We start from the raw sequence: 22,577 nt of genomic DNA, 5'->3' as shown, positions 1-22,577 counted from the left end.
CAGCCGGCTGCCGCAGCGGCCCCCACCCGGCTTCGGCCTACCCCGAAAGGCAGAGGCCATGGCCGGGGCGGTTCCGGCTAACTCTGATGCGTGGATGCGATCGTCGGCATCTGGCGGATCTGGAGGGCGACGAACACCTTCACCGCCGTCGCCGTACTACTGCTGAACGGGCCGAGAAGGCGCTCGAGTTTGGCCAGCCGATAACGAAGGGTGTTGTAGTGGTAGTGCAGGTGCCGCGCGGTCTCGGCCATGTTCATGTTGAACTCGACCAGCGTCTCAAGAGTTTTGAGGAGTTCGTTCCGCTCCTGCTCAGGAAGCTTGGTCAAGGGGCCCAGAACCTCGTCGACGAAGGTCTGCAACTCGGCCTCCTCGACCTGGGCGAGTAGCTTGAACAGCCCCAGATCGTCGTACGCGGCGACAGCGTCCGGGCCGCCGATTTTCCGACCGACGCGCAGGGCGGAACGCGCCTCCTGGTAGGCGACCGGAATACCCAGCGGTCCGCGGTGCACACGGCTCACGCCGACCGCGTACTCGCCGCGGACGAACTGGGCGACCTCGGCCTGAATCGAGCGAACCGCTACGGGAGTTCCATGCTCGGCGCCGACGACAGCCACGAGTTCGGCGCCGAGGCCGGCGGCCGCCGCCTTACGGTCCTTGCCGTGCACGGCCGAGATCCAGAACTCGAGGGCACGCTCGTTCGCGAGGCGTTTCTGGGCGGCGTTGCCATGGTCGTCGGCGCCGTCCTTGCGGCTGACCAGGACGACGACCTCACGATCGAGGTCCCAGCCGAACCCGAAGCCGCGCGCGGCCGAGTCCGCGATCTCGGACTCGGCGCCCGTCATCAACTCGTAGAGCGCGTTGGAGGAGAACTGCCGCTCCCGCGCACTCACGGCGAGGTCGCGGGTGAACTCGAGCGCGGCGATGACGGCAGCCTGGTCGACGGCCACCCGGTCGAACTCGCCGAAGGCGCGGCTGGTCTCGATGGCGACGACGAAGCCGTGCTGGAGGGAGCCGGCGCGGATCGGCCGGATCAGATGGCCCTGCTCGCCCTCGTTCCCGCCGGCCGCGCCGTCGCGGAGCCGCTGGATGATCAGGCGGCCGTCGTGGACCAGGTCCAGCTCGTCGGCCCGGGTGACGTCGCCGGTTCGGGTCCGAACGATGCCGTGCTGGTCGCTGATGAACACCCCCGCGTCACCGAGCAGATGGGAGAGCTTGCGCGCGAGCTGGTTCAGACCGCCACCGGTGAGCGTCACCGCGAGGAACGACTGGTGGAGTTCGTGCGCGCGCTCCAGCGCCGCGGCCTGCCGGTTCACGATCGTCGAGAAGGTGTGACTGAGGATGTCGTCGAACCTGATGTGCTCCGGAATCAGGACCAACGGCAGTCCGAGTTCCTCGGCGGTGGCGACGGCCGTCGTACTGAGGTCGGGCAGGTATCGGTCGATCTTGACCCCGATGCCGGCGAGCCCGAGCCGGCGCAGGCCGCGCAGCAGCTCCGCCTGGCCGACGTCGTCGCGGGGCAGGGGATAGCCGGTGGCCAGCAAGAACTCATCGGGCTTCACCCACGGCCCGATGTCCGGCACCGTCATGACGTTCAGTGCGCAGATGCTGTGGCTCAGGCCCTGACGGCCAGCGACCAGCTCGGCGCCTTCCATCACCTCGTGGCCCAACAGCTCACCAACGGTGAGGCCCTGTCCGAAGTCGCCCGATGGCGCGCTCCCAGTCATGCGCCGTATTTTAGGAGTAAGAGCCAAAAGGTGCACAAGATGTTCGTCGCAATAGCCATACTCCGCGAGTGACGAGACTCGTAGGCTCCGTGGACCGGTGACGGCTCGACGCCTGTCGCCGAGGGCATGTCGTCGGGACACCGGAGGTAGCACGATGAGCACGATCGCGGTCATCGGAGGCACCGGCCCACAGGGGAAGGGGCTCGCCTATCGCTTCGCCCGCGGCGGACACGACGTCGTACTCGGGTCACGCGACGAAGCGCGGGCCGCCCAGGCTGCCGACGAGCTCGCCGCGCGCCTGGGCGGGCGCGGCGGCACGGTCGCCGGGGCGGGGAACGCGGCGGCCGCGACGAAGGCCGAAGTCGTCCTCCTCGCCGTCCCGTACGCCGGTCACGACGCCCTAGTCGCGTCCCTGGCTGCTGAGCTCGCCGGCAAAGTCGTCGTCAGCTGCGTCAACCCGCTCGGCTTCGACCAGCGCGGCCCCCACGGTCTCGACCTGGGTGGGACCTCTGCCGCCGAGACAGCGCAGGGCCTGCTGCCCGACAGCGTGGTGGTCGGCGCCTTCCACCACCTCTCGGCGGTATCGCTGAACGGGGACGCCGACCTGCTCGACCACGAGGACGTACTGGTCTGCGGGGACGACCCGGAGGCGAAGCAGACGGTCATGGAGCTCGCGGCGACCATCACCGGCAAGCCGGGCATCGACGCCGGAGCGCTGCGGCTGGCGCGGCAGCTCGAGCCGCTGACCGCCGTGCTCATCTCCATCAACAAGCGGTACAAGGTCCGCTCCGGTCTGGCCATCCACGGCGTGAACGGGTCATGACCGAGCAACTGCGGTGGTGGGTCGTCGTTCCGATGAAGGACATCCGCCATGCCAAGTCGCGGCTCGGCGGCGACCCGGGCCGGCGGCGGGCGCTCGCGGTCGCCATGGCGCGCGACACACTCCACGCCGCCGCCGGAGCGGTCTGCGTCGACGGCGTCGTCCTCGTCTGCGAACAGCCGGACGACGTACCTGACCTGATGGTCCCGGGCGTGCGCGTCGAGGTGCGGCCCGGCCTCGGCCTCAACGACGCCCTCAGCGCCGGCGCCGCCGTGGTGCGGGCCGACAACGCCCGTCGACACCTCGCGGCGCTGCCCGCGGACCTGCCGTACCTGCGCAGCGACGAGCTGACGGTCGCCCTCGGCCGCGTCGCCCGTCACCCGCGCGCCGTGGTGGCGGACCGCGAGGGCGTCGGCACCGCGCTGCTCACCTCACGCGCCGGAACGCAACTGCTCCCGGCTTTCGGCCTGGACTCACTCACCCGTCACCGCGCCTCGGGCGCCCGGGAGGTCCTCCTCCCGGCACGGTCAGGCCTGCGCCGTGACGTCGACCACCAGGAGGACCTGATGCCCGGGCCCGGCCTCGGTCCGCACACCCACGCGACGTTGCGCGGCGGTCGCGTCCTGGCTGCGGCGGAGGAAGGAGCGCGGTGCTGACCGGCATCCCACGCGGGTCGGGCGCCGGCGCCCCCACCGATGAGGAGATCGCGGGAGATGGACGAAATCAACGACGACTTCCCTGAAACCGAGGTCTGGAACGCCAAGGACGTGATCCATGCGTGAGGTCCTCGGCGAGCTGCTCGCCTCGTGGCGTGCCGGCGAGTCGGTCGCCATGGGGACCGTCGTCGCGACCTTCAGGTCGGCGCCGCGGCCGCCGGGGGCATCGATGCTGGTCTGCCCAGACGGAAGCGTCGTGGGCTCGGTCTCAGGCGGCTGCGTCGAGGGCGGGGTCGTCGAGTTGGGCCAGCAGGTCCTCCAGGACGGCGTACCGGTGTTGGAGCGCTACGGCGTGTCGGACGACGACGCCTTCGCCGTCGGCCTGACCTGCGGCGGGATCCTCGACGTGTACGTCGAGAAGGTCGACCGAACGACCTTCCCGGAGCTTGAAGACCTGGCGGGTGAGGTAGAGGCGGGGCGGCCGGTGGCCGTGGCGACCGTGGTCGCCCACCCCGATCCCGCCGTCCTTGGCCGACGGATCCTGGTGCGGCCGGGCGCAGCGTTTTCCGGAGGCCTCGGCAACGACCGGATGGACGGCGCCGTCGCCGACGACGCGCTGGGCCTGCTCGCGGCCGGCTCCAGCGAGACGCTCGGCTACGGACCCGAGGGTGAGCGCCGGGGCGAGGGGATGCGGGTGTTCATCCGCAGCTTCGCCCCGCGCCCGCGCATGCTGGTGTTCGGCGCCATCGACTTCGCCGCTGCCGTCGCCCGGGTGGGGACCTTTCTCGGCTACCGGGTGACGGTCTGCGACGCCCGGCCCGTGTTCGCGACGCATGCCCGCTTCCCCGACGCCGACGAGGTCGTCGTCGACTGGCCCCACCGCTATCTCCAGGCGCAGGCCGACATCGGGGAGATCGACGACCGCACCGTGATGTGCGTGCTGACGCACGACCCCAAGTTCGACGTCCCGCTGCTCGAGGTCGCGCTGCGGCTCCCGGAGGTCGCCTACATCGGGGCGATGGGTTCGCGGCGGACTCATGAGGACCGCCTCCGTCGTCTGCGGGAAGCCGGCCTGACTCCCTCGGAGATCGAGCGGCTGTCGAGCCCCCTCGGCCTCGACCTCGGCGCGCGGACGCCGGAGGAGACCGCGATCAGCATCGCCGCCGAGATCACCGCCCGCCGCTGGGGCGGCAGCGGCCGACGGCTCGCGACGGTCGACGGGCGGATCCACCGAGAGGACTGATCAGCCGTCGATCGCGCTCATCGGGCGGTCAGGCTGCAGGAAGTCCGGGGCGCCGCCCCTGCGGCCGGCGCGCTTGCCCCACTGGGCGGTCCCGCCTGCGCCCGGCGATCTCGGCGCCCGACGCCCCGCACCGGAGCAGGCAGGCTGTGGAGGTGCGACTCATCGCGTGCGAACAGGCAGTCGCGGACCCGGCCTTCGGCGCAGCGAGTGTCCTGTCCGGCCGGAGCCGGGCAGGACACTGGCCTGTCGTTGAGCCTTCGGGTCGGCGCGGTCAGGCGCGGTCGCGCTCCACGTGGCGTACGTCGATCGCGGCCGGCGGGGCGACTCGAGGACGCCACACGCCGAAGATCAACGCGGCGACGATGGCCGAGACGAAGTAGCTGAAGTCCGCCCCGTGCAGCGCCTCGGCGATCGGGCCCGTGTAGAACTCGGTGCCCATGAACGGAACCGAGATGGCGATACCGACCACCAGCGCGGTGAGTCCAGGGGCTCCGAAGCGCCCGAACACGCCGTCACGCTCATAGAAGTTGCGGATCGCGGGATAGCCACGCCCCGAGCGGTGGACGATGAAGTAGTCGACCAACAAGACGGCCAGCCACGGCGTGATGTAGTACGACACGACGTGCAGGAACAGGCGGAAGTTCGCCTGGAACTCGGCACCTCCGAAAACCAGGGCGAGGAAGAGCCCGAAGAGTCCGGCGATCGTCACCGTCACCCACTGCGGGAGCCGCAGGTCGCAGGTCAGAGTCGCCATCGCACCGCTGTAGAGGTTCACCGCGTTGTGCGGGATCGCCGAGATGCCGAGCGTCAGCAGCACCACGTAGCGCAGCCAGTCGGGCAGGGCGACCTCGAGGGCGCTGAGCACATCCCCGTTCGGTGCGAGGGTGATGAGTCCGGCACCCAGCACCATCATCCAGGTCGTCGACGCGAACAGTCCGGCGGTCGCCGCCTTGACGACCGACGACGGCTTGCTGGCCTCGGGCAGGTAGCGCGAGTAGTCCGACGCGTACGGTGCCCAGCTCGCGGTGTAGCCGAACACGACCGTGAACATCACGAGCCACGCCAACCAGTAGTCGCTGCCCGAGGCGCTCGGCTCTACGCCCGGGCCGCCGCCGTGCGCGATCAGCACGATCGAGACGACTGTCAGCAGAACGAAGCTGAGCTTCGTGATCCAGTCGCCGAGAATGTGCAGGATGCGGTAGCCGTAGATGCCGATCACGATGTTCAGCGCGGCGACAACGACGACCGTCGGCTCGTACGGCGTCTTGAACAGGTCGGCCAGAGACTGCGCGCCGAGCACGGTCCCGACGGTGTAGTACCCGACGAACACCAGGAGGGAGAGCAGTGCCGGAAGGAAGTTGCCGAAATAGCCGAACGCCGCACGTCCCATGGGGAGTTGCGGCATGCCCAGGCGAGGGCCCATCGCAGCGCACAGACCGGTACCGACCGAGCCCAGGAAGTTTCCCATCACGATGGCGGTTACGCTGCCCCAGAAGCCGAGCCCGAGCACCCCGCCGCTGGAGCCGACGAAGATGCCTGCCAGGTAGATCACGGGTGCGAACCGCACGGTGAACTGGTTGCTGGGGCGACCGTATCGGCGACTCGGTTCGACATAGGCGATGCCATGGCGTTCGAGTGCCAGAGTCGCTCTGTCCGCCGGCTCGGCTTGAGCCGACGTGGGATTGTCCTTCATCACAGATCCTCGGTTCCTCTGTCGGGCCGGCACGACAACCAAGACGCACACGGCCTTGGGTCCGAGTGCCCGGGGGTGGCCTTATTTCGAAGCTCGGGAGGCATCGCTGGCTGCCTCGGCGGCGTGACCCGCCTTCTCGCTCTCTCAAGCCCATCGGGTGTGACATCGGCAACATTAGGGAGCCGTGTCACCCGATGCCCATGGCACCAAGCGCCAAGGCAGAACACCCAGCCTTAGCTGAGACCGCCATCTGAAGTTCCCCCAAGGCCGGGTAGTTAGCGTTTTCGCAGGTCACGCAAGGGATTCGTCATCTGGCTGATAGTCGTGTAGCGGCCCGTGCGGACTCTCTTGATCATTCCTCTCTCGGTCCAGCGAGCGAGTTGTCGATAGGTTGCGACGAGTGTGACGTCGCCGAGCAGCTCGGCGATCTCCCGTGCGCGCCAGAGCCGTTCGGGCTCTGCCTGCAGGATGGCCAGGACACGTACCATGCGGCTGCCGGTTTTGCCGGGGCCGGTGTTCTCCCGGACGGTCGTCGCGGGCAGTGCGGGCTGCGGCAATGGGGGCGGCAGGAGAGTGATCGTCGTTGAGGTCACACCCCGGCTGCCGTCAGGGCGGCCGTCCAGTTTCCTTTCCGCGTATCGAGAGATGGGTGACTTCACCTTGCGGGTGCTGACGCGGGATCGCCGTGCGGGCGACAGTGCCGACAGGACTCGGCGCCGATCTCTCCGATGTCCTGCTCGAAGACTCCTTCCGCACATACCAGCAGGTCGCGAGCGGGTTGGAGGGCGATGGTGAAGCCGCAGCGGTCGGGATCGGTGCCCGGTCTGGACTCCGCCGCCTCGACCATGGTGCGGCGCAGGAGCTGGTAGGAGATCACGTCGATGGTCCCCAAGTTGCCAAGGCAGAAGCACTGTTGGGGCTTCGCGGCTTGGCATCCATCTCCGCGCATTCACGTCAGGGGCGACTGAGCCCGGCCGTGGGCAAGGACACGGTGATCGACCTCGTCGCCGACTTCTCCACTGGCTCCGTGCCCATGGGTACGACCCGGACGACGCTTTGGATCGCGCCCAGGCGCACTTCGAAGCGAGCTGACGGAGACAATGCAGCACGTTCTGACCCCGAGTTATCAGTGGGCCAGGACGCGATTGCTCGGCCGCGGGGCCCCCACATCCTTGCGGGCCGCGCGAGGCCGGGCACCCCGGAACCCCACGCTCTCTGAAAGCCGCCTTCCTGCCGCGGCGTTTGCGGTGGTCGGTCACGCCGCCCCCGCGCGTGAGGGCTCCCTGGCATTTGCGTCATGGAGGCAGGGCGTACGCCGTTCGTCGCAGATTAAAGACCGCTCGTCGACTGCGACGCCCCTCACTCATTGCCCCTGAACCAGGTTGATCGCGAACCTCTGACACCAGCCACCCCCGCAACAAGGAGGAGAACATGGACGACTCACGTGACGTGACCGCCGTGCCCCGGGTGCCGCTCGGCCGACGCACCTTCCTTGGCGGAGTGGGCGTCGCCGCCCTTGGCGCCGCCGGTCTCGGGGGCATCAGCCTGTTCACCGGCGCCACCCTGAGTCCGGCGGCGGCTGCCACCGCGGTGCCGGAGGCGGACAAGGACCCGCTCAACCTGCTCCAGCGGATGCTGTCCTACGACACACAGAACCACGGCAAGGGCGCGAACACGCGCCCGCACGCGGAGATGCTCAAGGCGGTGTGGGAGAACGCCGGGGTGCCCGCGGAGATCATCGACACTCCTCAGCCGAACAACGTGCACCTGATCGCGCGGATCCCCGGGACCAGTTCCGCTGCACCGCTGCTGATGCTTGGCCACTCCGACGTGGTGCCGGTCGAACGGGAGGCATGGTCCGCCGATCCGTTCTCCGGCACGGTGCGCAACGGGGAGGTGTACGGCCGCGGCGCCCTCGATATGAAGGGCGCGAACTCGGCGACGATCAGTGCTCTGCTGCGGCACATCTCCGAGGGGTCCCGGTTCGAGCGCGACATCATCGTGCTCACCGACTGCGACGAGGAGGCCGGATCGTTCGGGTCGGGTTGGCTGGCGGCCAACCACTGGAGCAAGGTGGACGCCGGCATGGTCCTCACCGAGGGCGGCTGGTTCCTGGCGCAGAAGGACAGGACCACCCCGATGCTGATCACCGCCACCCGGCAGGACAAGGTCTACTTCAACCTGGACCTGACCGCCGGCGGCACCGCCACGCACTCCTCCAAGCCCAACCCCGACTCCGCGATCGTGACTTTGTCCCGGGCGGTCGCCGAACTCGGCAGTTGGCTCGCGCCGGTGCACCTCACCGAGGTGACGCGCGAGTATTTCGCGGCGCTGGCGAAGGCAACCGACGACGCGGAGTTCGCCCGCGCCGTCAAGCTCATGCTCTCCGCACGCAGCCAGAACGCACGGGAACGGGCCGCGCGCGTCGTTGTGTCGAAGTCCTCCTACCCGTGGCTGCACCGTGCCCTGCTCCGGACCACGCACGCGTTCGTCATCGAGGACTCCGGCTACAAGGAGAACGTGATCCCGTCCTCGGCGCATGTCCGGCTCAACTGCCGTGGCATCCCCGGTGGTCAGAAGCCTCGCGAGTTCCTCGCCCAGGTCCGTGAGATGACGGCCCGCCGCGGCATCCAGGTGGCGCTTGCCGCCCCGGAGGGCAAGACCGAGGCGCAGTACCTCGACGAGCTCGACGGGAGGTGGGCGACGGCGCCTGCCGACATCGACACTCCGCTGTTCCGCGCTCTCGCCGGAGCCGCGAGCGAGACCTACCCCAACGCGGTGTTCGCGCCGGCTCTGTTCGAAGCAGGTACCAGCCTGGCGCCGTGGCGCGAGCGCGGCATCCCCGGATACGGGGTCTACCCGTACGTACTCGACAACGACCAGCTCATCACGATGCACGGCAACGACGAACGGATCTACGTCGAGGCACTGCGGCAGGGGACCGCGTTCATGTACCGGACGTTCTCCCGCTTCCTCAGCTGACGGGCCGGTCACCAGCGGGCATGCGCCTACGGCCGCGCGGGCGCTGCCTGTCCACCCCCACGCGCCACCGGCCGAGATGATCCGCTGCGCGACGCCCTGCACCGGGGCGGGCCCTTCCCCGACGGTCCCTGCTTGGAGCTCGGATCAGGTACCGGCCTGTTCACCCCGCTGCTCGGCAGCGTGTTCCCACACGTGATCAGCATGGACCTGTCGGAGCAGATGCTGCGCCAGGCCGCCGAGCGCTCGCCACCAGAACACCCGCGCCCTGGGCGTCTTCAAGCAGGCGGTGCTGGTGCTGCGGTGGTTCGTCGACGGAACACGGCTGGCCCAACTCGCCCGCGACAACGGTATCTCGGTCCCCACCGCCTACCGCTACCTGCGCGAAGGGCTGACCGTGCTCTCCGACCACGCCCCGGATCTCCGGCGCATCGCCAGGCCGGGCAGGTAGGCGACCTGGCAGCCCGCGTCCCGGGCCACGGCCAGCGGGAGAGCGCCGATGGAGGCGGGCTGGTCCACGATCACCAGGACGGTGCCGAACTTCGCGGTCAGCTTGTCGAACACGGCCCGCAGTTTCGGTTCGCTGTTGGGCAGCTGTTTGTCGAAGACCTTCTTTCCGGCCGGGGTGCGTGGCCGTGATGAGCGCTCTTGCCGACGTCCAGGCCGAGGAACACGCCCACGTCTTCGGTATCGAACATCGCGCCCCTCCAGGCGAGTTGAACGTGCCGGCCTCGGCATGGGTGTCGTACGCGCGCATCCACGTTATGCAGACCTGCCGCCCGCGAACTGTCCGGCATTGCGCCGGACCGGGCGGTGGCCGGACCTCTCATCAGCGTCTCCGACGGCACCTCCCGGGCCCGGTGACACCACCCCCCCAGGTCATGTCTTCGACAGGGGGCAACAGTCATGCCGGGCCCGGAGGCCAGCGGTCCCGTTACAGGACCGCGAAAAACATAACGGGGCGTGCGCTTCGGGTGCGTGACTTGGACGTGCGACGGCCCCGCCCAGGCAGTTGGAATTCCGGAGACGACGCAACGGCGTGCCTCTCGTTCCGCACCCTGCCGGACGGTGAGGGGGGCGAGGTCTCGGTGTGCATCACTCCCCCGAGGCGCGCGGGCCGCGGGTACTTCAGCGGGTGACCGCCCGGAGTGCGTTGACCAGGCCGTGCCCGTAGAAGCCGTTGTAGGGCCTGCCGCCCTGGCAGACGGCGTTACCGTCGATGTCGTACGGCACCGGGCAGCTGAGGGCGTCCGCCTGCTGCTCCAGCATCTTCGCGATCTGGTGCGGCGGGGCGTCCGGGTGAGTGCTCTTCAGCAGCGCGGCCACCCCGGCGACGTGCGGGGACGCCATGGAGGTGCCGTTGAGGTGGCCGTAGTCGCCGTCCGGCATGGTGGACAGGATGCCTCCGCTGACCGCCGGAGCCTGCGGCGGCTGGTAGAAGGTCCAGTCACCGCCGGGCGCGGCCACGTCGATGACGGTCTGACCGTAGTTGGAGTACGACGACTTGAGGTTCAGGGCGCCGGTGGCCGCGACGGTCACCACACCGGGCAGGCCGGAGGGCACGGCCAGGCATTTGCGCGGGTCGACCTCCCGGTTGACGGGGGTGCCGTCGTTGGGGCTGTAGGTGTCGGTGATGGACCTGGCCGCCAGGTCCCAGTTCTTGTTTCCGGCCGAGGCGACATGGAGGGTTCCGCGGTCGGTGGCGTAGCCGGCAGCACGGCGCACCGCCTCCCTGGCGGCCTGCTGGTCGAGGCCGTCGAGGCAGTTGAAGTACCAGGGGTCGATGTAGTAGCTGTTGTTGGTGATGTCCACGTGGTGTTCGGCGGCCCAGACGAAGCCGCAGACCACGCTCTCCGGGTAGAAGGCGCTCTTGGTCGGCTCGGACACCTTGATGGCGGCCAGTCGGACGCCTGGGGCCACTCCGGTGACGCCGATGCCGTTGCGGGCGGCGGCGATGGTTCCGGCGACATGGGTGCCGTGGTAGTAGCCCGGGGCTCCCGCGGTGGGCCGCCAGGCTCCGGGAGTGGTGTCGGGGGCGCCGCTGACGCAGCTGACGGAGTCCGCGGCGTCGAAGTTGGGCGCCAGGTCGGGGTGGGTGTCGTCCACGCCGGTGTCGATCACGCCCACCAGGACGCGTCTGCTGCCGAGGCTGACGGCGTGCGCCTGATCGGCCTTGATGGCGCCGATGTCCCACTGCAGGGGCTCCAGCGGCTCCTGCCCGGCATCGGCCGCGCTGTCGGCAGCGGCGGCCTCCTCGGCGCTCAGCCCGACCGGGTTGCTCTCCAGGGCCGGGGCGAGGGGGGCGGTGCGGGTGGCGCCGACCGAGTCGAAGAGGCGGGTGGCGCGCAGCGTCCCCGCGAAGGCGGGGTTGTCGGAGTGCGCGACCACCACGCCTATCTGCTCGTAGGAGTGCACGACGGTGCCGCCGGCCTGCGCGATCTGCTGCTCGGCAACGAGGGCGGCGGCATGTCCGGGATAGGTGTTGACGAAATAGCTTAGGAGCGGGCCGGTGGCAGCCTGCGGGGCTGCGAGGGATGGTGTCGCTGGTAGCGCGGTGAGGGCTGCGGCCATGGTGAGGCCGAGCAATGCAGACGCCGTTCGGCGGTACCGCGGGTGTGCGGGCCGGGGTGAGAAGACAGAGCGCAGATCCATGCGTGGCCTCCACTTCGACGCGCAAACGGCCGCGGGCCTGTTGCCCGCGGCCGAGCGCATGACAGATGAAGCTAAAGCAGAGACCTGGTGTTGATCAATAGTTCGTACGTAGTGTGCGTGTACGGAAAAGCCCAGCTCGGACATGCCGAGCCGGGACGTCTGCCGGTGCGTCAGGCGCCGCGCAGGACGGCGCCGGTGCGGGCGACCGCCTCGGCGACCGCGGCCTCGCGGGCCGCACTGGCCTCGTCGACGGTCAGCGTGCGGTCCGGGGCACGGAAGCGCAGCGCGTAGGCCAGCGACTTGCGACCCTCGCCGAGCTGCTCGCCAGTGAAGACGTCCAACAACCGCAGAACCTCGTGGAGTTACCTGCAGACCGGTTCCGCACACTCGAGCTGCTCAGCACTACGTCCGGCGCCCATCGCCGCACGCAGGTTGTCTGGTTTCAGACATACCCGGTTTCGGTCAGTCAGAAGGCATTCACCACTGGGCCACTGGGCTTACACACTGGGCGACGCCCGCCGTCACCCTTGCGGGCACCTTCGAAAAGGAGTCCCTGTGAAGAAGACTGAACCCTTCTCCGTAACGTCTCGTGACGGTTGGTGATCTTCGGTCAGGTGGTGCGGCCGTGCTCCAGCTGGAGCAGGACGAGGGCGGCTCGGGCGATCCGGGTGATGCTGCCGGGGTCGAGGCTGACCCGGCGCAGGGCCTTGAAGGTGACCTGAGCAGAGCGTTGGCGCGCTCGGCGACACCGTGGATGCCGCGGATCACCTTGTTGAACGTGTGCTGCTCGGTGGTGAGTTGGCTTTAGTGTCGGAGCCGTCGTCCGGGCCCTGCGCGAACACCGGCAGCAGGTACGCGCACTCGCGGAATGCCGTCGCCTGGCCGACCTGCTGGAGGCCGACCCCGACCTCGAGGCCCTGAGCTACTACTCACACTTGCTCGCCTGGGACCTCAGCCGGGTGCCGGAGAAAAAGCGGGCCACGCTCGTCGTCCTGCTGGACACCTTCGAGGATGTCGGCGACCGAGTCCACCGCGATCTGGAACGGTTGATCCAGCGCATGGTGTGGCTCATGCCGAATGTCCTGTTCGTCATCACCGGTCGTAATCGCCTCCAGTGGGACGACCTCAAGCTCGAAGGTCAGCTCGACTGGGCGGGTCCGGAGTGCTGGCCGCTGCTGGTGGGCGGCGCCACCGAGGAACCGCGTCAGCACACGGTCGGCTACCTCTCGGCGGAGGACTGTGAGATCTACCTGCGTGAGCGGCTGACCGTCGCCGGCCGACCGTTGATCGACGACCGGACCCGCCACATGATCACGGCGAACTCCCACGGCCTGCCGCTCTATCTGGACCTTGCGGTGATGCGGTTCCTGGATCTTTACCGCCGTAACGACCGTGCCCCGGTGCCCGGTGAGTTCAATCTCGACTTCTCCGCCCTCGTCGCACGTACGTTCCGTGACCTCACTCCGGATGTACGCCGTGTGCTGCGCGCGGTGAGTCTGCTGGATTCCTTCTCGGTCGAACTGGCCACCGCCGCTGCCGGTCTCGATCGCGACGCCCCTGCCCTCGACCTCGTCGAGCGCCCCTTCGTCGACATGGACCCTGGTGCGCCGTGGCGGCACCGGCTGCACGATCTCGTGCGGGAGGCAGTCCGCGAGGCCGACGACACGAGTGAGGACCGGTGGAGCGAGGCGGACTGGAAACGAGCGGCCCGCCGTACGTTCACCGCCCTCGGCCGCGAAGCGGCGAATGACGACCGGGCTCGCCTCGTGGCTGCCCTGCGCCAGGGGCTGCGTCTGGCCCGCGACTACCAGTTGGACCTGGACTGGCTGGCCGATGCGGCCTTCCGCTACGTGGACGACTTCGTCTGGGAACCCATCGAGCTGCCGGCACAGGATGACGGCGGTGGCGACGCGATCAGTACGCCGGCCGAGGCCCTGGCCGTGTCGCTGTCGGCCATCGCCCAACGTCAGCGCGAACACCGTGGTCGCACGGCGGAGCGCCTGCGCTCGGTTCTCGACTCCGGGCAGCTCCCCGACCGGCTGCTGGAGCTGCCGCGATACTTCCTCGCGGAATGCGACCGTGATCTGGGGAACTTCGACGCGTCGCTGGACGGGATGCGTCAGGTCGCCGACGACGGAGGCCGCCTCGCACCCACGGCGGCACGAGGTCTGGTGCACCTGGCCCGCCGGGTCGGCCGCTTCGAGCGCGTACGTACGGCAGTCGAGGCCCTGGGACCGGAAGGCCGAGCCGACCGGGCCCGTGGTGACCTCTGGTGGACGCAGGGCAACATCGGACCCGCATGCTCCGCCTACGCCGCTGGACGAGACGAAGCACTCCACCGCGACCAGCCGGGCGAAGCAGCGCTCGCCCAGGCGTGCCTGGCCTTCGCCGCGGCCTTCCAGGACCGTCCCCGCGCAGCTGAGCAGATCGCCCGCGCCGAGGACATGCTCGGCGGTGTCTCGATCCGTTGGGCGGAGATCCAGACATCCATCGCCACACTCGTACGGGACGCCGGTGTCGCCGCGGATCTCCCACAGCGCGCCGAGGACACCGCCTCACGCGCCCGGGAAGCGGGACTCACCTCCTCCATCGCCTACATCCGCCTCGCGGTCTGCCTCCACTTCCTGGTGCTCGGGAGCTTCGACCTGCTGGATGAGGCGAGGGAGCGGTTGCGAGAGTGCGTAAAGGGAGAAGAGTTCGCCTATCTTGCGGAACTCTCCTACCTGATGGCCGACGAGGTGCCGTCGGCCGATCTACCCTGCGCGCAGTGGCTGGACGGGCAGGCTGCCGTGCAGGCACGCTGGGTGGCGATCGTCGAAGACCGGCGCCGGGAGGCTGCCGCGATCAGAGGAGAATGAGCAGGTGGCGAAATACACCACGCTGGAACAGATCGACCTGCCGGTCGTGGCAGACCGCTATGGGCTCAAGGAATCGCGGCTCGCTCCGCTGGCGGGCGGCGCGGCCAAGCCGCGGTGATGGCGGCCTTCGCTCTCACCGATCGGATCAGAGCTGTTGCAGACGAACCGACGCGATGAACCCGGCCCATGCGTCTCGCTGTACGGCGATGTGGCGACCGTTCGGCCGCTTCGAGTCGCGTACACCGATGGCGGTCATCAGGTCGGCGACCTCGATGCACTCGGTGCCGCTACCGCCGCTGTACGACGACTTGAACCAGCGCGTGCGTTCGTGATCCATCAAAGCTCCCCACAGACTTGATTCAGAAACGCGGCAGACAGGTCGATATCCAACGCCTGCGCGCGCAGGTACTCGAACGCCAATTTATAGCGCGCGAGCTCCTGCGGCTTCTCCATAAAGAGCCCGCCGCCGATGATGTCCACATACACGACGTCGAGTTCGGGCGCGGGGCCGCCGAGGACGACGAAACTGCCCACCGCTGCGGCGTGAGCGCCCGCTTCGAACGGCAGTATTTGAACCGTAATGTGGGGCTGGGTGGCCTGCGTACAGAGATGCTTCAACTGCTCGCGCATGACGGCGCGGCCACCCACGATGCGCCGGACGACCGCTTCGTCAATCACTGCCCAAATGTGCGGAGGCTCGGCCCGACCGAGGAGCTCCTGCCGTTTCATGCGGATGTCCACCATGTGGTGGATTTCCTGGTCCGTACACCGCATCTCTGAGGCGCGATGAACCGCTTCTGCGTACGCGCGCGTCTGGAGCAGGCCAGGCACGTACATACAGGCGTAGTGGTCCTCGCTGACCACTTCGTCTTCCAGGGTCAACATGAGATTCATCGACTCGGGGATTGGATCAGCGAGGGACCGCCACCATCCCTGGATCCGTGCGCCCTTGGCCAACTCGACCAGCGACGCGCGTTCCTGATCCGAGGCGCCGTACTCACGGCAGAGGGCGTCGACTGCTGGCCACTTGACCGTGCCCTCTTTCGTCTCGTAGCGGCTCAAGGTCGCCTTGGAGATGCCGACCCGAGCCCCGGCCTCCTCCAGTGTGAGGCCCTTGCGCTCGCGGAAACGGCGCAGATCTGCGCCGAGTTGACGTCTGCGGGTGGTTGGTCCGACTGGCATGGTTGTGGTCCTTCACGTTGATCCCCAAGAGCGTGCATCGTGCGGGGTGCATCGAGCAAGACAGCGCACTCCGGGGGCGCGCGTCAGTTCGTGTGCTCCCATTGCTTCTACATGAGAGTTCCATTTTGAGAGTTCCACTGCCACCGTATGAGAGGCAACGGGCACACACGGTGACCGTCTGGTGGAGGAGTGGTCGGCTTGGATGAGTGTCGTTTCGGCGTGGACAGAAAAGCTTGGGATCTGGCGTTTCTGGCAGAAGCAGAGGAGCTCGCCGGCCTGCGGCGAGTGATGCGGTTACACCTGGAGCTCTGGGGGTTGCCGGGAGTCGTCTACGCGGCGCAGGTCTGCGTCACGGAGCTAGTCGCAAATGTGGTCAGGCATGTAGGCCCCGGCACCCCGTCGTGTCTCGCCGTATCCATGAACGGAGACCGTCTTCGCATCGAGGTAAGCGATCCCGATCTGCAAGCACTCCCTACGCTCATCACGGCAGCGGGGGAGAGTGAGGCGGGGCGGGGCATGGCGCTTGTGGACGGTATCGCAGATCGCTGGGGTGTCATCCTGCGCGGTGACTCCAAAGTCACCTGGTGCGAGCTGGTCACCGGCCTCCGGTCATCAACCGATCACGTCGATGGTCCCCAAGTCGCGAAGGCGGAAGCACTGCTGGGGCTTTGCGGGCTCGGCGGCCTCCCAGCGAATTCCCGTCGTGAACGGCTGAGCCTGACCTTGGGGAAGGAGATGGCGATCGATCTCATCGTTGACCTCCTCCATTGGCTCCGTGCTCACGGCTGCGACCCGGACGACGCCCTCGACTGCGCGCAAACGCACTTCGAAGCCGAGGTGGCTGATCCGGCGTGAAGCAGCCTTCGTCTGAGGAACTTGTCGAAATCGCCGAAGAGCTGGATGACTTGGAGGGGGACTGCGACTGGGCGGAGTCGTACAACCTGTGGTGCCTCGTGTGTGCTGCACAGCATTGTGGCTTCTTTCCCGGAGTGTCGGTGCACCAACTCGTGCCCCTCGGTCGGCGGGTCGACTTCTTCCTCATCACTGTTGAGGTGACGCCGACGATCGTGTTGGCCACAGCCCCCATTCACTGGCGTGAAATCGAACCTCCAGCTCCGGGTACCGGGACGGCGGCGATTGGCCATCTGTTGGCGAGGATCGGCGAAGAGTGCTCGAATTTGCTCGTGGCCTTTCATGGGAACGCTGCGAGTCGTCCCGATGAGTAGCCAAACCGATCGCCGACCTCCCCATCGGCTGTGTTCGCGGCCATGACCCGACGAGGTGCCGGATCGGGCCCATCCAGTGGTCACCTTCAGGTCAAGTGTAGGAGAAATCAGGCCACTTAGCCTCACAAGGCGTCATGAGTGATCGAAAATGATCAAATGGCGGGAAGCATGTTCGCATGGCTGCGTACAGAGCTTTCTTCGGGCATGTGGATGAGTGCCTTCCAGGTGTCCATTTCGAATCCCGGCAAGCCGTCAAGGATGCCAAGCTTCACAAAGAGCGCGAGGCAGGCATCTCGTGGGGGCTTGATGCCAGCGGGGAGAGGGCTGCCGATGCGATCGTGCTGAATCAGGGCTATGAAGACGATCTCGACATGTGGGATGAGGTCGTTTATACAGGTGCTGGTGGTCGAGATCGCAACACTGGTCGGCAGATAGAGGATCAGACTTGGGAGAACCGTGGGAACGCGGGTCTCCGGAGAAGTCGGATATTGGCCAACCCCATACGGGTCATCCGAGGTAGTGAAGGTGAGCGAGATTATTCACCTGTAAGTGGATACCGGTATGACGGCCTCTACCAGATTGTCGAAGAGTGGACCGAAGTTGGTAAGGCTGGCTTTCAGATCTGCCGGTTTAGGCTGCGTCGCCTCCCAGCTGAAACGCAGGAACTTACGCCCGTTGAGCAGCAGGTCCGAGACATCCTAGACCGGCAAGACCAAGATGCAGCTGACGAGAACAGTGCTGACGCGCCTGAGGTGACTACCCAGCGACGGACGACCACGGTCGAACGCATCGTCCGCGACACGGCTGTTGTCCGCCGGGTTAAGCGGTGGCACGAGTACACGTGTCAGATCTGTGGTCTAGCGCTGACAGTTGGGGCTGAGGGTAAGAGCTATGCCGAGGGGGCGCACATACAAGCGCTTGGGGGCTCGGCAGGGGGTCCCGATGTCGAAGGGAATGTGTTGTGTCTGTGCCCTAACTGCCATGTTCGACTTGACCGTGGTGCCCTTTATCTGACCGATGATTTTCATGTGGTGGATCGCTACGCAGAAGGCCCGACCTCGCGAACGATCCCGTTGAGGACGATGGAACAGCATCGCATTGGGAAGCGATTCCTGCGAGCGCACCGCCGCTTCTGGCGTATAAGTGATCTGAATCGCTAACCTCGCGCTTTCATGAGCGCGCCCGTCCCTGCCTTGATCAAATAAGCAGAGAGCGCTCCTGACCTGCAACGATGGGACTTGTCTAGGATCCTATCGGCTGCATGGGAAGAAGCACTCTCCAGGTGAGCAAGCGTATCGGGTTGTAGCCGCGTGTCCGTGTCGAGGGCGGTGGCAGCGGCACGGTCTGGCAGGCCGGGACGGTGCTGCTGGCTGAGACCGTCCGCAGGACGGGTCTGGACACCGCGATATCGGTGGCGCTGGCGTCTGGGCGCAAGCCGCGGGCGGTGCACGACCCGGGCAAGACCCTGCTGGATGTGGCCCTGGCGGTCGCACTGGGCGGGGACTGTCTCGCGGACGTGGGCGTGCTGCGGGCCGAGCCGGGTGTGTTCGGCCCGGTGGCATCCGACCCCACGGTCTCCCGGCTCATCGCCACCCTCGCCGCAGCCGGACCGAAGGCCCTCGCTGCGATCCGCTCCGCCCGAGCCGACATACGCTCACGGGTCTGGGGACTGGCCGGGACGAACGGTCCGGCCGCCGACGGCCAGGTGACCGTGGACATCGACGGCGTGCTGGTCCTCGCGCACTCCGAGAAGCAGGACGCCACCGCGACCTGGAAGAAGACCTTCGGCCACCATCCGCTCGTCGCGTTCGTCGACCACGGCCAGGCCGGGTCCGGAGAGCCGGTGGCCGCCCTGCTGCGGCCCGGCAACGCAGGCTCCAACACCGCGAGCGACCACATCACCACCACCCGACTCGCCTGGCGCAACTGCCCGGACCCCTGCGACGGGGACGCCGGACACTGATTCGCACCGCCTCCGCGGGTGGCACCCGCGCCTTCCTGGACTGGCTCTCCAAGCCGGGCCGGTGGCTGTCGTATTCCGTCGGCATGACCATCACTGACGCCATCCACCAGGCCGTGCTGAAGATCCCGAAGAAGGCATGGACGCCGGCCTACGACGCCGACGGCACCGAGCGGCCCGGCGCCTGGGTCGCGGAGATCACCGACATACCCGACCTGAGCACCAGGCCCAAAGGCATGCGGCTGATCGTCCGCAAGGAACGGCCGTACCCCGGTGCCCAGTTGCGCTTCACCGACCTCGACGGACTACGGCTTACCTGTTTCGCGACCAACACCCAAGGCGGCCAGCTCGCCGACCTGGAACTACGTCACCGCCGCCGGGTCCGTTGCGAGGACCGCATCCGAAACGCCCCGCGACACCGGCCTGCGCAACCTGCCCCTGCACGAAACCGCCCAGAACCGGATCTGGCTGGAGATAGTCAGATCGCACTCGACCTCCTCGCCTGGATGCCGATGCTCGCCCTGACTGCAGAAACCCGCCGCTGGGAGCCCAAACGGCTTCGCCTGCGGCTGTTCTCCGCCGCCGCCCAACCGGTCACCGCCGGCCGCCGCCGCTGGCTCCGCTTCACCGCCCGATGGCCCTGGACGGATGTGATCACCCGCGCGATCCAGCGACTTGCAGCTCTGCCGAACCCCGGCTGACCAGCGAATCCGACCGCCCCGACAAGCCATAGCAACATCCCGGAGCCGTGGAACCCGGCGCGACAGCCGGGCCACCAACATGCCCCAGCCCACGAAACTCTGCACCTCACAAGCACGGAGTCCCCGCCAGCGAACCGACGAGGACTCATGAAAGATCGAGGTTAGGGCGCGCGGCTGTGGCGCCGGGACGCTGAGCAGTATCGTCTGGGGCGGCCTCAGCGGCGCATATTGTCGGTGTATCGAAAAGCGGATATGCGTCGGCAACACGGGGCAGACTTGGATGGCGTCATGTCCTATCGTGAACCAGCACCCATGGCCCTCCCTGCGACGCTGAGCGTCGCGCCGATCAGCGACGCCGAGCACCTGGCTTTCGTGCGGGCGCGGCGGTCGGTGAACTTTGTGCAGACCCCAGCGTGGGGGCGGGTGAAGACGGAGTGGCGCAGTGAGTCGCTCGGATGGTTCGACGGCGGGCGGCTGGTGGGGGCGGGGCTTGTCCTTCACCGGCCGGTGCCGGGACTGCCTCGGTTCACGCTCGCATATCTGCCGTGGGGTCCTGACATCGACTGGTCCGGGGACATCGGTGCGTGGCTCGATCCACTGGCGGCACATCTCAAGGCCGGCGGCGCGTTCGCGATCCGGCTGTGCCCACCGGTGCGGACGCACACCTGGGATGCGGCGCAGGTCAAGGACGGTGTGGCCGATCCGGGGGCGCGGCGGCTGGCCGAGCTCCCTGATGGGCATGTCGCCCCGGTCGGTGCCGGGGTGAGCCGACGGCTGCGGGCGGCCGGCTGGCTGCCGCAGAGCCCTGAGGACGGGTTCGGGGCCGGGCAGCCGCAGTTCACGTACGAAGTGCCGCTGGCGGGACGGTCCGAGGACGATGTCCTGAAGGGCATGAACCAGCAGTGGCGCCGCAACATCAAGAAGGCCGCGAAGGCGGGGGTCGAGGTCACGGTCGGTGGCGCGTCGGACCTCGCGGCGTTCCACGAGCTCTACGTGCACACCGCCGCACGCGACGGATTCACGCCGCGCCCGCTGGCGTACTTCGAGACGATGGTCGCGGAGTTGAGCGCCGAGGATCCCGGGCGGATCGCGCTCTATCTAGCGTGCCACGAGGGCGAGTTGGTGGCCGCGACGATCCTGGCGCGGGTCGGCGGACACTCCTGGTACGTGTACGGTGCCTCCTCGACGGCCAAGCGTGAGGTGCGGGGTTCCAACGCGTGCCAGTGGGCGATGATCCGCGATTCACTGGCGGCGGGCTGCGACGTGTACGACCTGCGGGGCATCACGCCGACGCTCGACGCCGCTGATCCGCAGGTGGGCCTGATCCGGTTCAAGGTGGGCACCGGGGGGCGTGCGGTGCGGTACGTCGGGGAGTGGGATCTGCCGCTGCGCCCGTTCGTCTACCGCGCCTTCGACCTGTACATGCGGCGGCGCGGGCGCTGAGCCCGCGCCGCACGGTCACCCGAGTGCGGCGGCCACCTCGTCGAGGCGGGCGCCGCGCGACGCCTTGACGAGGACAACGTCGCCGTCGGTAAGGATCTCGTGCAGCCAGGCTGCGGCCGCTTGGTTGTCGGTGAACGTGACCGCCCGCTCCCCCGCGGCGTCGGCGACGGGACGGGCGGTTTTGCCGACGACGGCCACCAGGTCGGCGTGTGCGGCCGCGTACTCGCCCACCGCTCGGTGTTCGGCCTCGCTGTCGGCGCCGAGCTCGAGCATCGCGCCGAGTACGGCGATGCGGCGCCGGCCCGAGATCGCGGCGAGCGTGTCCAGGGCGGCTCGGGTGGAGTCGGGGTTGGCGTTGTAGGCGTCGTTGAGCAGGGTCGCGCCGCAGGCGAGGGTGCGCAGCTCCATGCGCCATTTGGACAGTGAGGCGGTACTGAGGGCCACCGCCGAGGTGACCAGGGGGATGCCGGCCGCGAGTCCCGCCGTGGCGGCGGCCGCCGCGTTGAGTGCCTGGTGGGCACCCACGATCGGCAGCGCGACCCGGGCCCAGGCGTCGGAGGTGCGCAACGTGAAGGCCGCCCGGCCCAGGCGGTCGAGGGCGAGGTCCTGGATGCGCACGTCGGCGTGTTCGGCGCGGCCGAAGGTCAGGACCGGCCCGTCGGTCAGCGCGCACATCGCGATGACGCGGGGGTCGTCGGCGTTGAGGACGGCGGTGCCGCCGGGGGCGAGGCCGCAGACGAGTTCGGCCTTGGTCCGTGCGATGGCCGCGCGCGAGCCGAACTCCCCGATGTGGGCCTGGCCGACGTTGAGGACGACCGCGATGTCGGGCGCGACCAGGCCGGTGAGGTGGGCGATGTCGCCGAGGTGTCGGGCGCCCATTTCAAGGGCGAGGAAGCGGGTGTGCGCGTCGGCGCACAGCATGGTCAGGGGCACGCCGAGTTCGTTGTTGTACGAACCGTGTGTGGCGACGGTCGGCCCGGCGCCCGGAAGGACCGCGGACAGCAGGTCCTTGGTGCTGGTCTTGCCCTGCGAGCCGGTCACCGCGACGACGGTCATCCGCTCGCGCAGCCGGGCCACGGAGTGGGCGGCGAGTGTCTGCAGTGCGGTCGGTACGTCGTCGACGACGACGGTGGGCAGCGGTGTCGGCCGCGAGCCGAGTACGGCGGTCGCACGGGTGCGGCCGGCGTAGTCGTGGCCGTCGACGCGCTCACCGGTCATGGCGACGAAGAGACCGCCCGGTTCGCCGTGCCGGCTGTCGAGGACGGCCGGTGCACTCACTGTGACGGTCGCATCCCCCGCGACCCGGCCGTCGACGAGCGTGGCGATCTCGGCGAGGGAGAGTGGGTGCGGGGCGAGGGGTGGCTGGGTCTGAGTCATGACTTCAGTGAAGGCGGCCGGGTGTTGCCGGGGCGTATGCGGTTCTCGATACGCCGGCAATAC

General features: G+C 68.3%; 19 protein-coding genes and 4 pseudogenes. 12 read left to right on the top strand and 11 right to left on the bottom strand.

Features of this window, described 5'->3' with window-relative positions:
• Positions 1–77 precede the first annotated feature (77 nt).
• Positions 78–1,724 (bottom strand): PucR family transcriptional regulator, encoded by a 1,647-nt coding sequence (locus tag OH735_RS13335; protein WP_406381691.1) that lies wholly within the window; start codon positions 1,722–1,724, stop codon positions 78–80.
• Between the two features lie 154 nt (positions 1,725–1,878).
• On the opposite strand from OH735_RS13335, the gene npdG reads away from it, so the two are divergent.
• From npdG to OH735_RS13320, 3 genes are all read left to right on the top strand, one after another.
• A complete protein-coding gene (gene npdG / locus OH735_RS13330; RefSeq protein WP_406381690.1) occupies positions 1,879–2,547 on the top strand; it encodes an NADPH-dependent F420 reductase in 669 nt (222 codons plus the stop codon).
• On the top strand, positions 2,544–3,200 hold the full coding sequence (gene cofC, locus OH735_RS13325) for a 2-phospho-L-lactate guanylyltransferase (RefSeq protein ID WP_406381689.1): 657 nt from the start codon (positions 2,544–2,546) through the stop codon (positions 3,198–3,200). Before npdG ends, cofC begins: the two co-directional genes overlap by 4 nt.
• 118 nt (positions 3,201–3,318) lie before the next feature.
• Entirely contained in the window at positions 3,319–4,443 is a 1,125-nt protein-coding gene (locus OH735_RS13320; RefSeq protein WP_406381688.1) for an XdhC family protein, read from the top strand.
• A gap of 271 nt (positions 4,444–4,714) precedes the next feature.
• Here OH735_RS13320 and OH735_RS13315 read toward each other — a convergent pair whose 3' ends face one another.
• The 3 genes from OH735_RS13315 to OH735_RS13305 all read right to left on the bottom strand — a co-directional run bounded on the left by OH735_RS13315 (position 4,715) and on the right by OH735_RS13305 (position 7,028).
• A complete protein-coding gene (locus tag OH735_RS13315; RefSeq protein WP_406381687.1) occupies positions 4,715–6,136 on the bottom strand; it encodes a purine-cytosine permease family protein in 1,422 nt (473 codons plus the stop codon).
• A 275-nt stretch (positions 6,137–6,411) separates the two neighbouring features.
• Positions 6,412–6,795 (bottom strand): hypothetical protein, encoded by a 384-nt coding sequence (locus OH735_RS13310; protein ID WP_406381685.1) that lies wholly within the window; start codon positions 6,793–6,795, stop codon positions 6,412–6,414.
• Positions 6,792–7,028: a hypothetical protein gene (locus OH735_RS13305; RefSeq protein WP_406381684.1), complete on the bottom strand. Its 237-nt coding sequence runs from the start codon at positions 7,026–7,028 to the stop codon at positions 6,792–6,794. Before OH735_RS13305 ends, OH735_RS13310 begins: the two co-directional genes overlap by 4 nt.
• Positions 7,029–7,567: 539 nt before the next feature.
• On the opposite strand from OH735_RS13305, the gene OH735_RS13300 reads away from it, so the two are divergent.
• Entirely contained in the window at positions 7,568–9,118 is a 1,551-nt protein-coding gene (locus OH735_RS13300) for a M20/M25/M40 family metallo-hydrolase (RefSeq protein WP_406381683.1), read from the top strand.
• A 259-nt stretch (positions 9,119–9,377) separates the two neighbouring features.
• A pseudogene (locus OH735_RS13295) lies at positions 9,378–9,542 on the top strand (IS5/IS1182 family transposase); the annotation flags it as partial.
• Here the strand turns inward: OH735_RS13295 and OH735_RS13290 are convergent.
• From OH735_RS13290 to OH735_RS13275, 4 genes and pseudogenes are all read right to left on the bottom strand, one after another.
• Positions 9,539–9,813: pseudogene (locus tag OH735_RS13290) on the bottom strand (transposase); the annotation flags it as partial. The pseudogenes OH735_RS13295 and OH735_RS13290 overlap by 4 nt on opposite strands.
• 430 nt (positions 9,814–10,243) lie before the next feature.
• Positions 10,244–11,767 (bottom strand): S8 family peptidase, encoded by a 1,524-nt coding sequence (locus OH735_RS13285; protein ID WP_406381682.1) that lies wholly within the window; start codon positions 11,765–11,767, stop codon positions 10,244–10,246.
• A 170-nt stretch (positions 11,768–11,937) separates the two neighbouring features.
• Positions 11,938–12,129, bottom strand: a pseudogene (locus OH735_RS13280) (hypothetical protein); the annotation flags it as partial.
• Positions 12,130–12,377: 248 nt separating this feature from the next.
• Positions 12,378–12,571, bottom strand: a pseudogene (locus tag OH735_RS13275) (transposase family protein); the annotation flags it as partial.
• A gap of 131 nt (positions 12,572–12,702) precedes the next feature.
• Between OH735_RS13275 and OH735_RS13270 the strand changes: the two are divergent.
• Positions 12,703–14,625 (top strand): ATP/GTP-binding protein, encoded by a 1,923-nt coding sequence (locus tag OH735_RS13270; RefSeq protein ID WP_406381681.1) that lies wholly within the window; start codon positions 12,703–12,705, stop codon positions 14,623–14,625.
• A gap of 145 nt (positions 14,626–14,770) precedes the next feature.
• On the opposite strand, the gene OH735_RS13265 is transcribed toward OH735_RS13270, so the two are convergent.
• Both OH735_RS13265 and OH735_RS13260 read right to left on the bottom strand, forming a co-directional pair.
• On the bottom strand, positions 14,771–14,962 hold the full coding sequence (locus OH735_RS13265) for a DUF397 domain-containing protein (protein ID WP_406381680.1): 192 nt from the start codon (positions 14,960–14,962) through the stop codon (positions 14,771–14,773).
• Entirely contained in the window at positions 14,962–15,807 is an 846-nt protein-coding gene (locus OH735_RS13260; RefSeq protein ID WP_406381679.1) for a helix-turn-helix domain-containing protein, read from the bottom strand. The genes OH735_RS13265 and OH735_RS13260 overlap by 1 nt, the downstream gene beginning before the upstream one ends.
• Before the next feature lie 198 nt (positions 15,808–16,005).
• Here OH735_RS13260 and OH735_RS13255 point away from each other — a divergent pair, with 198 nt between their 5' ends.
• From OH735_RS13255 to OH735_RS13230, 6 genes are all read left to right on the top strand, one after another.
• Entirely contained in the window at positions 16,006–16,662 is a 657-nt protein-coding gene (locus OH735_RS13255) for an ATP-binding protein (RefSeq protein WP_406381678.1), read from the top strand.
• A complete protein-coding gene (locus OH735_RS13250) occupies positions 16,659–17,033 on the top strand; it encodes a hypothetical protein (RefSeq protein ID WP_406381677.1) in 375 nt (124 codons plus the stop codon). The genes OH735_RS13255 and OH735_RS13250 overlap by 4 nt, the downstream gene beginning before the upstream one ends.
• 176 nt (positions 17,034–17,209) lie before the next feature.
• Positions 17,210–18,193: a YDG/SRA domain-containing protein gene (locus tag OH735_RS13245; RefSeq protein WP_406381676.1), complete on the top strand. Its 984-nt coding sequence runs from the start codon at positions 17,210–17,212 to the stop codon at positions 18,191–18,193.
• Between the two features lie 200 nt (positions 18,194–18,393).
• Positions 18,394–18,996, top strand: a complete 603-nt coding sequence (locus tag OH735_RS13240) for a transposase (RefSeq protein WP_266532010.1) — start codon at positions 18,394–18,396, stop codon at positions 18,994–18,996.
• Positions 18,951–19,694, top strand: coding sequence for a transposase (locus OH735_RS13235; RefSeq protein WP_406386545.1), 744 nt, complete (start codon positions 18,951–18,953; stop codon positions 19,692–19,694). Before OH735_RS13240 ends, OH735_RS13235 begins: the two co-directional genes overlap by 46 nt.
• Positions 19,695–19,982: 288 nt before the next feature.
• Positions 19,983–21,137: a lipid II:glycine glycyltransferase FemX gene (locus tag OH735_RS13230; protein ID WP_397858525.1), complete on the top strand. Its 1,155-nt coding sequence runs from the start codon at positions 19,983–19,985 to the stop codon at positions 21,135–21,137.
• Between the two features lie 15 nt (positions 21,138–21,152).
• On the opposite strand, the gene murF is transcribed toward OH735_RS13230, so the two are convergent.
• A complete protein-coding gene (gene murF, locus OH735_RS13225) occupies positions 21,153–22,514 on the bottom strand; it encodes a UDP-N-acetylmuramoyl-tripeptide--D-alanyl-D-alanine ligase (RefSeq protein WP_406381674.1) in 1,362 nt (453 codons plus the stop codon).
• Between the last annotated feature and the right edge of the window lie 63 nt (positions 22,515–22,577).

It is taken from the genome of Streptomyces sp. NBC_01618 (genome assembly GCF_045209435.1).
Taxonomy (GTDB): domain Bacteria; phylum Actinomycetota; class Actinomycetes; order Streptomycetales; family Streptomycetaceae; genus Streptomyces.
The sequence above is the reverse complement of the archived record's forward strand: the minus strand, read 5'-3'. Positions and strand labels throughout refer to the sequence as shown.